This window comes from Synechococcus sp. MU1655 (assembly GCF_023630655.1).
Lineage (GTDB): Bacteria > Cyanobacteriota > Cyanobacteriia > PCC-6307 > Cyanobiaceae > Synechococcus_C.
Genome location: NZ_JAKUHK010000021.1, coordinates 1 through 14,139 on the forward strand (window position 1 = coordinate 1; position 14,139 = coordinate 14,139).

A 14,139-nucleotide genomic window follows, 5' to 3' on the forward strand; every position below is an offset into this window, starting at 1 on the left:
GCGGGAGACGGCAGCTGCCATGAACAGAAACGAGTTGAAACTGGTCTCATTAAAGACGGGCCGCTCGGCATAAGGCGCGTAGATTCGGCATTCGCAGAAGGTGGGATGTGACGCTGACGGGCAGTGAGCTGTGGAACAAGGTGCAGCTTGCTCTTCAGAGCAACCTCAGTAAGCCCACCTTCGAAACGTGGATTCGTCCTGCACGCTGCAGCTCTTTTCAAGGACGGACGCTCACCCTGCAGGCTCCCAATAGCTTTGCCAGCAATTGGCTGCGCAAGAATTACGCCAGCACCATTGCTGAAGTCGCGCAGGAGATTACTGGTCATCCGATCGAGGTGATCGTGCTCGCTCAAGACGATGAAGATGCTGGGTCTGAGGCGGCTCCACTGTCGAGCCTGTCGCCTTCCAGCCAGCCGTTGCCCTCAACGGCCGCTGCAGTGGCTCCGCCGTCGAGCACGACGCCTCGGAGGCTTCCCGGCTTGAACATGCGCTACGTGTTCAATCGTTTTGTGGTGGGACCTAATAGCCGAATGGCGCATGCGGCTGCTTTGGCAGTAGCCGAGGCCCCGGGTCGTGAATTCAATCCGCTGTTCATCTGTGGAGGTGTGGGCCTAGGGAAGACCCATCTCATGCAGGCCATCGGGCACTACCGCCTAGAGATTGATCCGGAAGCGCGCGTGTTTTATGTATCGACTGAAACGTTTACCAATGATCTGATCACTGCGATTCGTAAGGACGGTATGCAGGCATTCCGAGACCGTTATCGGGCTGCGGATCTCATCTTGGTGGATGACATTCAATTCATTGAAGGGAAGGAATACACCCAAGAAGAGTTCTTTCATACCTTCAATGCTTTGCACGAAGCAGGGCGACAGATTGTGATTGCAAGCGACAGGCCACCCAGCCAGATTCCGCGGCTGCAGGAGCGTTTGATCTCTCGATTTTCGATGGGATTAATCGCTGATATCCAGGCTCCTGATCTGGAAACTCGAATGGCGATTCTTCAGAAAAAAGCAGAGCAAGAGCGCGTTGCTCTCCCTCGGGACCTGATCCAATACATCTCGGGCCGCTTCACCTCCAACATTCGCGAGCTTGAGGGAGCGCTCACCCGTGCCGTTGCGTTCTCTTCGATCACAGGAATCCCCATGACCGTGGAATCGGTGGCGCCGATGCTCGACCCCAGCGGCCAGGGGGTTGATGTCACACCGCAGCAAGTGATTGACAAGGTGTCAGAGGTGTTCGATGTCACGGCGGATGACATGCGAAGCAGTAGCCGGCGTCGGGCGGTGAGCCAGGCTCGTCAGGTGGGGATGTTCCTGATGCGGCAGGGAACAGATTTGAGCTTGCCCAGAATTGGCGACACCTTCGGAGGAAAGGATCACACCACCGTGATTTATGCCATTGAACAAGTGGAAAAGAAGTTGGCGACCGACCCTCAACTCGCTAGTCAGGTTCAACGGGTGAAGGATCTGTTGCAGATTGACTCTCGACGTCGTCGTTAAGGATCACCGCCCTTCCAGCCAGCCAGGTGGGATGCCGCTGATGAGCGAGCAAGCCTGCGTGCTGCAGGCAGGGCTGGATCCAAATGTTTGGAGCTGAATGGAGGCATGGGTCGAGTGCGCAACCAAAGGCCCCAACGGAACTCGTGATAAGGAATCAAGGGCTGTGGCTTGATCACCCCCTCCTGCTTCAGTTTCCAAACCAGGCTGCGGTAAGGGTCATCCTGGAGGCCAAGCAAGGTGTCGGGCAGGTCTTTCGCTGGCCACGGGCCATTGCCTCTACCGTCGTGAAGATAGAGCCAGCCTTTGTCGTGCAGGGCCTGGAGAGCCTCCTCCCTGCTGTCACTGGTTAGGTCGTCGATCACGTAGCCGTAAGTCGTGATCGTTGGAACCATTTCGAGCAAGGCTCGGAGGCGGTGATGACGATCCACCATCCAAAGCTTTCCACTCTGATTGCGTACCAAAGGCACTGGCTTGCGATTGAGATACCTGCGACGTTCTTCAGAACTTTCCTCATGGAAATCGCGTTGCCGATTCCAGACCTCAGCCATCCCCACACACATCTGTGTGGGGTGAAGGTCAGCAACGGCCACCTCAAAAAGTTTGAACCCTTTGGTGTGATCCGGTATGGGGGCGTATTCAGGAAGATGCAGAGGGCAGATCTCAACGCTGCATGCACTCCACTATGCCGAGGTTGAGTTGTGAATGGACTCGTCAAGCATCCCTGAGCTGACTTGGCACTGATTGTTTTGGCACTCGTGGACTGAAGGCAGCGGGCAAAATATGAAAAAAACAGTTGGCTCCATGGAACAAAGTTTTGATCTTGTTGTTCTCGGTGCTGGGTCAGGAGGTCTAGCCGCTGCCAAACGTGCTGCTCGTTATGGAGCCAAGGTGGCGATTGTGGAGGGAGATCGCGTCGGCGGGACCTGTGTCATTCGCGGCTGCGTGCCGAAAAAACTTCTGGTGTATGGCTCTCTTGTCTCCGAACAACTGCAGGGGGCGTCCAGTTATGGAGTGAGTGTTGAGGGGGCAACGTTTGATACGTCCGTGCTTTTGCGCAATGTGCGTCAGGAGGTGGATCGCCTCAATGCTCTTCACATCGAGTTTTTGGCGAAAGCAGGAGTGGAGCTGATCACAGGCTGGGGGCGATTTCTAGATCCTCATCGCATTGGTGTCTCAAGGATGCGGGAGGGCGAGATCGATCAGGTGCTGCAGGCCAAGCGGGTGATGATTTCGGTTGGTGGGCGCCCCGTGCGGCCGGATGTTCCAGGGGTTGAGCTGGCTTGGGTGAGCGATGACATGTTTTTGCAGGAGCGTTTCCCGGACCAGGTGGTGGTGGTGGGAGCCGGATTTATTGCTTGTGAATTTGCTGGCATCCTGCGAGGCCTTGGTGTTGGGGTGACCCAATTGGTACGTGGTGAAAAGCTTTTGCGAGGTTTCGACAGCGAACTAGCAGGCGTTGTGCAGGAGGGCATGCAGGAGAAGGGCATCGACCTGCGCTTTGGACAAGGACTTGCTGCGATTGAGGGCGGACCGAACGATTTGACTGTCGTCACCAAAACCGGGGATCGACTTCCCTGTGGCGGGGTCCTCTTGGCGACTGGTCGTCAACCATTCCTTTCAGGGCTGGGCCTCGATGCTGCTGGTGTGGTGGTTGAGGAGAGGCGTATTCCTGTCGACGCAGATCTAGCCACCAATCATGCGCACATTTTTGCTGTGGGAGATGTGACGGATCGCATTTGCTTGACCCCCGTCGCGGTAGATGAGGGGCGTGCCTTTGCGGACAGTGTGTTTGGAAGCACTCCAAGGCAGGTCAAGTACGACTTAGTGGCGAGTGCTGTGTTCAGCCAGCCTGAGCTGGCCACTGTGGGGTTATCGGAAGAGGAAGCAATCGCCAAGCTCGGTGCGGATCAGGTGGTGGTTCATCGCGCGCGTTTTCGCTCCATGGCTCAGGCTTTGCCTAAACACGGCCCACGTTGTTTGTTGAAGCTCGTTTTGGAGGCAAGCAGCGAGAAGGTGCTCGGATGTCACATGGTTGGTGAACATGCCGCTGAAATTATCCAAATGGCTGCTATTGCCGTGGGGATGGGGGCGACCAAGGCCGATTTCGATCGCACCATGGCCTTGCATCCGACGGTTTCAGAGGAGTTTGTAACGATGGCCTGATCCCTTCAGCCCTTGGTTTGGGTTAGCTCATGCGCTGGTTGAGCGTGTCAGCTAGCTGCAGGGCTAAGGCGATGGTGGTCAGACCAGGCCCAACACTTGGACAGCTTGGGAAAACGCTCGTGTCGGCAATGTAGAGATTGTCGAGTTCATGGCACTTACCGGTGGCATCGACCACCGAGGCCGCTGGATCGGTTCCCATACAACAGGTTCCGCATGCGTAGCCCACAACGCTGAGGGGCGCTTCACCCCGAGGGTGGGTCGGTGCTGTACTCACGACCCGTGTGAGTGGGTCGGCTTCGATCGCTTTGAGGGTGTCAATCCAGCGGTAGACCAATCGATCATGGGCTTCGCGGTTGTTGTGGATGTAGTTGATGCGGATCTGGTCGTTGTTCAGCCAGACCTTGTTGTGGGTGTCGGGTAAGACTTCTGACATGGCCCACCAAGCCACCGAGCGGGAGGCCAGTCGCTCCAGCCCAAAATCAGGAATCATTTTGCTGACAAGGGATAGCACCGGCGGTGACTCCGCAAACAGGGCGTCCTGCAAGACGCCTCCCGCGGCCTGAATGTGGCCGAGCGGAAAAGAGACGTTTTTGTCTCCCCAGTAGTAGTCATTGATTCCGAGTGAACGCGCGTAACGTCCGTCGTTGCGTTCGGTCGCGAGCTGCAGGATGGAGGTGAGTTGCAGATTCATCAGGTTGCGACCGACCTGATCGGAGCCGTTGTTGAGTCCGCGGGGGTGATGGCTTGAATGCGATCGCAGCAGGATGGCCGGTGAGTTGATGGCTCCTGCGGCTAACACGATGAGATCGGCTTTGAATAGCCATGTTTCTCCTGCTACGTCAGCTTCCACACCTTTGATGGAGCTGCCGAGCGGGTTCACGTGCAAACGCTTGACCGTTGCTTGCGTTCGGATTTGTAATTTGGAGTGGTCCGCATTGTCGAGGCCATACAGCTGGGAATCCCCACTTGGATCCTCCCGGTTATTGGACCAGCTCAGCGGTAGGTCATAGGGCTGACATCCCTGGCGTTTGAGCGCTTCTCGCAGGGGCTCAAGGAAGGGGACCAGTGGTTTTGGTTCATGCTCAAAAGGGGAAGAGCGGCTTGGTTCTGTTGGGTCGATTCCTGAGCGACCGTGGACGCGGTACAGCTTTTCGGCGGCTGAGTAATAAGGCGATAGCTGGTCGTAGCTGATGGGCCAGGACGGTGAAATTCCCTCTTGCAAGGGGACTTCCGCAAAATCCTTTTCGCGCATGCGTTCCAGCACGGCGCCCCAGATTTTGGTGTTGCCGCCGAGGGCATAGGTGGTCTGTGGTGCGAACGGATCACCGTCGGGCCCAAACCAGCGCTCATTCCTGGGGTGATAACGATCTTTTCGGAACAGATCCACATCTGCCACATTTTGATCTTCGAGAGCCATGCCTTCTCCTCGCTCGAGCATGAGCACGGAGTGACCCTGCCGGCTCAGAGCACCGGCAACAGTGCCACCACCGGCACCACTGCCGATGATGATGACGTCGTAATGGCGGTCGTCGATGATCATGATTGAAAAAATGAAGGCCGATCTGAAAAGCTCAGATGGATTAGGTTGTGCGTTGCCAGACGTAAATCAAGAGGTAAAGAATGATCCAGATAACATCAACAAAATGCCAAAAAAGACTGACTGAGGTGACGCCCATCTCGCCTTTCTCGTAATTGTTTGGTCTGAAAGATCGAAGCAGCATTAATCCCATCAACAGAATGCCTGTGATGACATGAAGGCCGTGGAATCCTGTGAGCAGAAAAAATGTACCTCCAAAGACTCCACTGCTAAGGCTGAATTGAAGTTCGGACCATTCCACATATTGCCCGTAAACGAAATAAGTTCCCATCGCCATCGTGAGGAGCCATAGAGCCCGAAAGCCCCAAAGGTTTTTCTGATGTAAATAGCGTTCAGCAAAATAGGCCACAAAGCTTGAGCTAACTAGCACAATTGTGTTGATCAAAGGCATGCGTGTTTCGAGCCCTTCAACACCTTCAGGGAGCCATTCTGGTGCGGTGATTTTTAGAAGTGCAAAGCCAGTAAAAAAGGCTAGAAAAATGATGCTTTCTGAACACAGGAAAATGATGAAACCTGTGAGGTTGTGCCCATCGTGCTTGATGTGGCCGGGTTGATGATTGAGGGGTAAGTCGGGATTCGTTGTGGTCATCGTTTCAGGCCTCCATGGAGCGACGGATGTAGAAGTCCTCGTCTTCAACTAAAGGTTTGCCTAAGCCGTAGCCATAGGGACCATTAATGACAGTGGGAATATCGTCTTCGAAGTTTTCGGCAGGAGGTGGGGATGGCAAGAGCCACTCCAGGCCAATCGCTCTCCAGGGGTTGGGTGGAGCTTTGGGTCCGCGAGCCCAGGAACTCACCATGTTCAGGATGAAGGGAATTGAGGCAACGCCAAGCATGAAAGCTCCGATGCTCGCAATCACGTTCCAAATGGCGAATTCTGGGTCGTAGGAGGCAACGCGTCGGGGCATCCCTAGCAATCCAGCCCAGTGGAGTGGTAGCCAGTTGAGCGTGGCACCAATGAAGGTGAGTACGAAATGGACTTTCCCAAGGCCTTCGTAATACATCCTCCCCGTGAATTTTGGGAACCAGTGGTAAATGCCAGCGAAAACCCCAAAAACAATGGTGTTGAAGATTACATAGTGGAAGTGGGCTACCACGAAGTAGGTGTTACCGACATGGATATCGATTGGCACTGTGGCCAGCATCACACCAGTAATGCCGGCAAAAATGAAGTTGATCAAACCTCCGATGCAGAAAAGCATTGGTGTGCTCAACCTCAAATTGCCTGCCCAGAGTGTTCCTATCCAGGCAAATACCTTCACTCCAGTTGGGATGGCAATGAGCATCGTGGTGAACATGAAGATGTGACGCATCCAGTTCGGTGTGCCGGTGTAAAACATGTGGTGAGCCCACACGATCAGGCTGAGAAAAGTAATTCCGAAGGAGGCGATTGCTACAAAGCGATAGCCAAAGAGAGGTTTGCGCGAATAAACAGGAAAGAGCTCAGAGAAAATGCCAAAGACAGGCAGTACCAGCACATAAACGGCAGGGTGGGAATAGAACCAGAAAAAGTGCTGAAATAACACAGGATCGCCGCCACCCTCTGGCCTGAAAAAGCTTGTGCCGAAGCTGAGGTCAAACAGCAGCATCACCGCACCACCAGTAAGAGCAGGCAGTCCTATCAACTGGATGGTTTGGGCGGCCCATGCGGTCCAAACAAAAATCGGCATTCTGAAGAAACCCATTCCAGGGGCCCGCATCCGGATGATTGTTGTTACGAAGTTGATGGCACCCATGATCGAAGAGATGCCAGAGAGTGCTACTGCAAGAATCCAGAGAAACTCGCCATTAATGAAATGGCCGAGTGGATTTTGCAGACTCATGGGTGGATAGGACCACCATCCCGATGAGGCTGGCCCACCGGGGGCGAAAAAGCTTCCCATCAAGACGATGGAGAACACCGGCACCAGCCAGAAAGCAGCTGCATTCAGCTTTGGAAATGCCATGTCAGGTGCCCCGATCATCGTTGGAATCAACAGGTTGTTGAAGCCGTTGAGAATTGGGAACAAAAACAGGAACAGCATCACTGTTCCATGCATGGTGTAGAGCCCGTTGTAGACCGTGGGATCCACAAGATCGGCGGGAGGAGTGATTAATTCACCCCGTACGATCATGGCCAAAAGTCCTCCTACCAAGAGGAAGAACAGCGCCGTAGCGATGTATTGAATGCCAATTACTTTGGCGTCGGTGTTGAAACTGAAGAAGCGCTTCCAGTTGTCAGGTGCTCCGGGAACTGGATGAGGTGCCTTGAGAATGCGGAGGTCGTAGGTGTTGCTTGTCATGGCATGTCTCAGGCGTCGTGAGGAACGGAGGGATCACCGGGGTCGTTCACCATCGGTGCAGGAGCTGGAGGTACGGTCGCCCAGCCTTTGTCACCGCGCGCGATGCGACGGTCATAGAGGGCGCGACTTGGATCAAGACCCTTTTGAAGCGGTTGTTGTGCCGTGGTCTTTAACCATGCGGCGAAGTCCTGCTCGGTTTCGACAATCACGTCGGTCTGGTTCTGTGAGAAATAGGCGCCGCTGAACATGGCGTCTCGGAGTCGGAATCTCCCTTCCTTCGTGGGAGTAAGGCTGTAAGAAATGATGCTGCCTGGGATGATGTCTTGTTTGAGCCGGAAGGCCGGTACATAGAAACTGTGGAGAACGTCTTCTGAGATCATGCGGAAATTCACTCGCTGATCAATCGGGAGATGTAGCTCAGAGCTGCGAACTCCGTCTGGATAGACAAACTCCCAACTCCACTGGCGGGCAATGATATCGATGGGTCCCACCTCGGCCATGGGATCGGTCTGTATCAGCACGGTTGGGTCCGTGCCAACGGCATATTTATGCTTGGGTCCGAGGGTTTGAAGCTTCATATTGACGTTCATCGAATAGGTGGCGATTAGGAATACCGTCACCAGGGGAATGATCGTCCAAGTGATTTCCAATTTGGTGTTGCCCTCAATCGGCGCCCCATCACTTTCGTCATATTTTCCAGCCCGGTTGAATAACAGCACCCAACCCATCACACCTGTACAACCTAAAAAAATGAACGTGCCGACCCCCGTCTCTAATGCGAACAAATTGTCGACGTAAGGAGCGGCACTGGAGGCTTGTGGTGGGAACCAACTGAGAGACCAGTTCGCCATCAGTTTGGAAAGGATCAGATTGATCGCGATAGCGACTGTGATGATGACAATGGCGCTGATGTTGGGTCCCTTCTTGGGCGTTGTGGTCGTCATGGCAGTACCTCATTGAGATCGGCACCGGCGGCGAGGAGTTGATCCGCTGTGATATGAACGCCAAATTCACTGGCAAGCCATGCCCCAAGGCTTCCATGCACGCCCATGACCAGAAGCACTACGGCTCCGCAGCCGAGATAGAGCCAGCTCACCTGACGACCGTAATCTTTGCGCCACGAAAATCTCTGAAATCCTCTCCAGATAGCCATCACCACAATGATGAGTAGCAGGGCGACCCCTCCGATCGCATGCCACAGCATGGTGTCGATTGCATTCTGGCCAATGATGCTGCGAATTCCTTGTAGTGGAACGGCAAGGAGCATTTCGTAAAAGCCAGCTGCAACGGTGAAAAAGGTGATCACGCTGCAAGCGAGAATGTTGTACCAACCAACATCGTGAAACCCGCTTCGTGTTGCCGGTAGTGCCAGGAAACGAAAGACTCGTTTCTCCAAAGGGTAAAATGCTCCTGCAAAATCAAACGCGATTCCGATAGCAAACAGGCCAATGGTGAAATGCACCAAATTGGGATGGATCGGGATCGAGTAGGGGAGATCATTAGCCCCAAGTTTGTCGGCGATTTCATTCACCGGCGAGAGAATGGTGCTGATGCAATTCATAACAGGGCTCCACTACGGACTGCTTCGACAACCGGGACCGTGTGGAGTCCATAAACCCAAACGAGTTTGTCGCCTAGGTAAACCTGGCAGAACACCAAAATGGCTAAAACTGAATCAATTATCAGAAATCCTCTGGGCAGCACTGTGGGATCTTTTTGCCTTGCGACGTATCGCCAGCCTGTTAGCAGGCTGAGAATCGCAGCGAGGGACCAACCAATCGTGCTGTGGTAATTCAAAATGTCTCTTGAAGCTCCATAAGGAGTGGCTAAACCGGCTTCAATTTGTCCAAAGATGATGGCCACGAAAATGGCCACTGTCGCCACCAGCAAGTTCCAGAAGCTCACCTCAAAGAGGTTCTGGCGCCGTGTGAGCACTCCAATCAGGTCAAACACCACCGTGATCAGAGCCATCGCAATCACGAAATGCACCACGATGGGATGAATGACATCTAGCCAGGGGAGATTCTTGTCGTTGAGCGGGGGGAGCAGCCCAATCATCGGCATGCCGATCGAAGCATTTCAAGCATGTACATCTTTCGCTCTGCAGTCATCCCTCCATAACGGAATGCAAGCAGAAGTCTTTTTAGCTTGAGAGCTCTTTGCGTTTGAGCTGTCTCCAATAGCGAGCTGCCTGAACGACGATCAGAACGACAACGGCTGGCAGCACAACGCAAAGCATGATGAGCCGAAATTCATCTGACCAAGAGGAAAGCCCGGTGCGGGGGAGAACATTGTCGGTGATGTAAAGAACGTATAAGCCGACTAGTAATCCACCTTCAAGTCTGGTAATGCGTCCTTTTGTCCAGAAGATTGGTAGGCAAGCCAAGCTGGTCAGAATCATCACAGGCATGTCGTCATGGATTAAATCCGGAGTGACATTCAGACCTCTTGCTCCTGCTGCGATGGCACCTCCAGCAAGAACAAGGAGAAGATTCAGGAGACAGCTACCAACGACGTTGCCGATGGCGAGATCGGTTCTCCCTCGCAATGCAGCGACCAGAGAGGTGATCAATTCCGGCATGGAGGTGCCAGCCGAAACAATGGTGAGTCCGATCACGGCTTCACTCACGCCCAGGCTTAAGGCAACGGAGCTGGCTCCTTTCACCAGCAGGTGAGCGCCGCAGCCAAGGACAACAATGCCCACCACGAGTTGAACCAAGGCTTTGATCCAGCCCTGTTGGGCGGTTTCCACGTCAATCTCTGGTTCGGCAGGCTCCATTTCCTCTGGTTCCTCCCGTGCGGTTCGGATTTCCCAAACAGTGTTGATGACAAGAGCCAGCAAGAGAGCGACGCCCGATTGCCAGGTCACACGTCCGGCCGAAGCCATCCCCCAAGCCGCCGCCGAGACGGCTAACAGGAGGGGGACATCCCTTCTCACCAGGCGGCTTTCCACTTTCAGAGGAAGAACGAGGGCGCTGCAGCCGAGCACGACCAAAACGTTAAAAATGTTGCTTCCCACCACGTTGCTGACGGCGAGTGCATCAGCCCCTTGAACCACAGAACTGATACTGACAAAAAACTCTGGAGCGCTCGTTCCAAGCGAAACAACTGTCAGGCCAATGACCAGCTGAGGGACGCCGAGGATGACGGCAAGAATCACCGCACCCTGAACGAATAACTCTCCTCCTCCGAACAGGAGTCCGATTCCCACCAAGAGCTCGAGGGTAGAGATCAGAAAGTCAGGCATCGACTCCGTGCTTGTTTAGCGACCATTGTCCTTACCAGCCTCAACGGCTTTAGCGGTGACGAGGATTAACATCATTCAACTTCAATGACGAGACTCTGGTGCTCCTGAATTACATCAGCACCCGCAATATCCGGGGGGATGCTTTTGGCGGACTAACGGCAGCTGTGGTTGCACTTCCGATGGCATTGGCTTTTGGAGTGGCCTCTGGTGCTGGTGCAGCAGCAGGTCTTTGGGGTGCTGTGATTATCGGTTTGGTGGCTGCTCTTTTCGGCGGTACGTCCACCTTGATTTCCGAACCCACTGGTCCCATGACGGTGGTGTTCACCGCGGTGATTCTTAATTTCACCAGTCAAATCCCCGACCGAGGAACAGCCCTCGCTCTGGCTTTCATGGTGGTGATGCTGGCAGGTCTTTTCCAGATCCTGTTCGGACTTTGTCGACTAGGTCGATACATCACGATGATGCCTTACACCGTGATTTCAGGCTTTATGTCTGGAATCGGTGTGATTCTGGTGATCCTTCAATTGGCCCCGTTTCTAGGGCAGACCAGTCCAAGCGGTGGTGTGATCGGCACCTTGTCCAGTCTTCCTCAATTGATTTCAGGTGCACAACCCCTTGAGTTTTTACTCGCACTGATCACTCTCCTGATCCTCTGGTTTACTCCTGAAAATTGGAAGCGTTTTTGTCCTCCTCAGCTTCTCGCCTTAATTGTTGGAACAGCTCTATCACTCACAGTATTTGCGGATGTGGGGTTAAGTCGAATTCCAGAGTTTTCAGCTGATTTTCCCAGTTTCCAACCACCTACGTTATCTGGTATCACTCCAGAATTGCTGCGGCTGATGGTGGTGAATGGAGCAGTATTGGGGATGCTCGGCTGTATTGATGCTCTACTGACATCTGTAGTGGCAGATAGCCTGACGCGTACAGAACATAACTCTAATAAAGAATTAATTGGACAGGGTCTCGGGAATTTGGCGTCTGGTTTGTTTGGTGGTTTGCCTGGGGCCGGAGCCACGATGGGAACGGTTGTCAATATTCAGGCTGGAGGGCGTTCGGCCTTGTCCGGAATTGTACGAGCACTGATTTTGATGCTTGTCATTTTGCTGGCAGCACCTCTGGCGTCGCTCATTCCCCTCGCAGTGCTTGCGGGCATTGCTCTCAAGGTTGGATTTGACATTATCGACTGGAGTTTTTTAATGCGTGCGCATCATTTATCGATGAAGGCGGCATGCATCACTTATGGGGTGATTGGTCTCACTGTTCTTGTGGATTTGATTTGGGCCGTCTTTATCGGAGTGTTTGTCGCCAATGTTTTAACGATTGAACGCATGACGGCCCTTCAGTCCAAGGGGGTGAAGACGATTAGTACGACCGATGATGATGTGACTCTTCCGCTCGAAGAACAAGCATTGCTCGATCGAGCTTCGGGACGATTGTTGCTCTTTCAGCTCACAGGTCCAATGATTTTTGGTGTCGCCAAAACCATCAATCGTGAGCACAATGCGATTGAGGCCTGTGAAGCTGTGTTATTTGATCTCAGCGAAGTTTCGCATCTTGGTGTGACCGCCTCACTAGCGCTTGAGAATGCGATCAAGGAGGCTATCGAGGTGGGTCGTTCGGTGTATTTGGTGGTCTTGCCAGGCGCAACTCGTAGGCGTTTAGAGAAACTGAAGTTGCTCGATCTTCTCCCAGAGAATCACGTCAGCGCAAATCGCCACGAGGTCTTGCTGAATGCGGTGAATCAATTGCCTTCACTCCAGAAGCTCTCTTCTTAGATGACGTCCTCAGATCGTCTGGTCTTGCGTCGTCCGGATGACTGGCATGTGCATCTCAGGGATGGCGCCATGTTGAAGGCTGTACTTCCTGCCACTGCCAGAACCTTTGCCCGGGCGATCGTGATGCCCAATTTGCGTCCACCTGTGACGTCGGTCGATGAGGCAGTCGCTTATCGCGCAAGGATTCTCGCGGCTCTGCCCGAGGGAGTCAGCTTTCAACCTCTGATGACGGCCTATCTCACCGATGCCATCGATCCTGGGGAATTGGACCGCGGCTTTCGTGAGGGCGTGTTCAGTGCAGCCAAGCTTTATCCCGCTAATGCCACCACCAATTCAGCAGCTGGTGTGAGTGATCTCTACAACATTTCAGCAGTGCTGGAGTGTATGGAGGCCATTGATATGCCCCTCCTGATTCATGGCGAGGTCACCGATCCCGATGTGGACGTGTTTGATCGGGAAGCCCAGTTTATTGAGCGGCACTTGAAGCCTTTGCGTGAACGTCATCCCAGGCTGCGCATCATTCTTGAGCACATCACCACTGAGGAAGCTGTGATCTATATCCGGGAGTCTTATCAGGGCGGTGATCAACGCATCGCCGCCACGATCACGCCGCATCATCTTCACCTCAATCGAAATGCGATGTTTCTCGGTGGCCTGCGCAGTGACTTCTACTGTCTTCCGGTTGTGAAACGAGAATGCCACCGAAGGGCTTTGGTCCAGGCTGCCACCAGTGGTCTTCCTTGTTTCTTCTTAGGTACGGACTCGGCACCACACCCCCGCTCAGGTAAGGACTCAGCGTGCGGATGTGCAGGAATTTTCAATGCGTTCCATGCGCTGGAGAGTTATGCCACCGTGTTTGAACAGGAAGGAGCACTTGATCGCCTTGAGAGCTTTGCCAGTGAGTACGGTCCGCATTTTTACGGTCTGCCCCTGAATGCCGACACCGTGACGTTGGTTCGGCGGGATCAGCCCATTCCCTCTCGATTGTTGCCTCCCCAGTCAGCACGCGTTGGGGATGACACCTTGCCTGAGTCAGAGTGGCCTCTCCTTTTTCATGCCGGGGAAACACTCGCCTGGTGTGTGGAAATAAATGGGCACTCCGGCCCAAACTGAATAGGGTTCTGCCAGGAGATCGTGCGAGATCATGAGCGACCCTCTGGCACCTGTTGCTGAAACCTATTGGCATCTCTGGACGGATGCCGATGGGATCAGTCGGCAAGAGAGTTGCACGATTAGTCAGTTCACTCTTGGTCGTCTGGGAGAGCGCAATTCACCTCAGTTTTCAAGAGGTTTGATGAAGGATGGCAATGCGTTTGTCACTTATCTGCCGGTCGGCTGGGTGGGGCCTTGGCATGAGAATCCTGAGCCAAAATGGATTTATGTGCTGCGTGGGGCCTGGACTGTGACGAGTATGGACGGGCAGATTGCATTGATGAAAGCTGGCGAATATTCGTACGGCGGAGATCAAGGTTGCATCATGACGCCAGATGGACGCACTGGACATCTTTCCGCGCAGGTTGGCGATGAACCCTGTGTGCAACTGATTATCCAGCGCAATGATCAAGCTTGGAGA

General features: G+C 53.8%; 13 protein-coding genes. 5 read left to right on the forward strand and 8 right to left on the reverse strand.

Translation table 11 applies throughout. The features are described 5' to 3' along the window. The first annotated feature begins 107 nt into the window (after positions 1–107). Positions 108–1,502, forward strand: a complete 1,395-nt coding sequence (dnaA, locus tag NCN04_RS02060; RefSeq protein WP_048346867.1) for a chromosomal replication initiator protein DnaA — start codon at positions 108–110, stop codon at positions 1,500–1,502. Here dnaA and NCN04_RS02065 read toward each other — a convergent pair. Further along, on the reverse strand, positions 1,499–2,092 hold the full coding sequence (locus NCN04_RS02065; RefSeq protein ID WP_250395035.1) for a ParB-like protein: 594 nt from the start codon (positions 2,090–2,092) through the stop codon (positions 1,499–1,501). The two genes, dnaA and NCN04_RS02065, sit on opposite strands and share 4 nt — an antisense overlap. 211 nt (positions 2,093–2,303) lie before the next feature. Here NCN04_RS02065 and gorA point away from each other — a divergent pair, with 211 nt between their 5' ends. Continuing rightward, complete coding sequence (gorA, locus tag NCN04_RS02070; protein WP_048348244.1) at positions 2,304–3,665, forward strand: glutathione-disulfide reductase; 1,362 nt, start codon at positions 2,304–2,306, stop codon at positions 3,663–3,665. A 22-nt stretch (positions 3,666–3,687) separates the two neighbouring features. Here the strand turns inward: gorA and NCN04_RS02075 are convergent, their stop codons facing one another. From NCN04_RS02075 to NCN04_RS02105, 7 genes are all read right to left on the reverse strand, one after another. Beyond that, entirely contained in the window at positions 3,688–5,205 is a 1,518-nt protein-coding gene (locus tag NCN04_RS02075; protein WP_250395036.1) for a GMC oxidoreductase, read from the reverse strand. 40 nt (positions 5,206–5,245) lie between these two features. Further along, a complete protein-coding gene (locus NCN04_RS02080) occupies positions 5,246–5,851 on the reverse strand; it encodes a cytochrome c oxidase subunit 3 (protein WP_250395037.1) in 606 nt (201 codons plus the stop codon). A gap of 4 nt (positions 5,852–5,855) precedes the next feature. Further along, positions 5,856–7,544 carry a cytochrome c oxidase subunit I gene (locus NCN04_RS02085; RefSeq protein WP_048346863.1) on the reverse strand — a complete coding sequence of 563 codons (1,689 nt, stop codon included), beginning with the start codon at positions 7,542–7,544 and terminating at the stop codon, positions 5,856–5,858. Between the two features lie 8 nt (positions 7,545–7,552). Then, positions 7,553–8,488, reverse strand: coding sequence for a cytochrome c oxidase subunit II (locus NCN04_RS02090; RefSeq protein ID WP_048346862.1), 936 nt, complete (start codon positions 8,486–8,488; stop codon positions 7,553–7,555). After that, positions 8,485–9,105, reverse strand: a complete 621-nt coding sequence (locus tag NCN04_RS02095) for a DUF2231 domain-containing protein (protein WP_048346861.1) — start codon at positions 9,103–9,105, stop codon at positions 8,485–8,487. The genes NCN04_RS02090 and NCN04_RS02095 overlap by 4 nt, the downstream gene beginning before the upstream one ends. After that, positions 9,102–9,608, reverse strand: a complete 507-nt coding sequence (locus NCN04_RS02100; RefSeq protein ID WP_048346860.1) for a DUF2231 domain-containing protein — start codon at positions 9,606–9,608, stop codon at positions 9,102–9,104. Before NCN04_RS02100 ends, NCN04_RS02095 begins: the two co-directional genes overlap by 4 nt. A 79-nt stretch (positions 9,609–9,687) precedes the next feature. After that, on the reverse strand, positions 9,688–10,791 hold the full coding sequence (locus NCN04_RS02105; RefSeq protein ID WP_250395038.1) for a calcium/sodium antiporter: 1,104 nt from the start codon (positions 10,789–10,791) through the stop codon (positions 9,688–9,690). A 98-nt stretch (positions 10,792–10,889) separates the two neighbouring features. On the opposite strand from NCN04_RS02105, the gene NCN04_RS02110 reads away from it, so the two are divergent. From NCN04_RS02110 to NCN04_RS02120, 3 genes are all read left to right on the forward strand, one after another. Continuing rightward, positions 10,890–12,566, forward strand: a complete 1,677-nt coding sequence (locus NCN04_RS02110; protein ID WP_250395039.1) for a SulP family inorganic anion transporter — start codon at positions 10,890–10,892, stop codon at positions 12,564–12,566. Beyond that, a complete protein-coding gene (gene pyrC, locus NCN04_RS02115) occupies positions 12,567–13,679 on the forward strand; it encodes a dihydroorotase (protein ID WP_250395040.1) in 1,113 nt (370 codons plus the stop codon). Positions 13,680–13,710: 31 nt separating this feature from the next. Further along, on the forward strand, positions 13,711–14,139 hold a 429-nt coding region (locus NCN04_RS02120; RefSeq protein WP_250395041.1), incomplete at its 3' end, for a cupin domain-containing protein.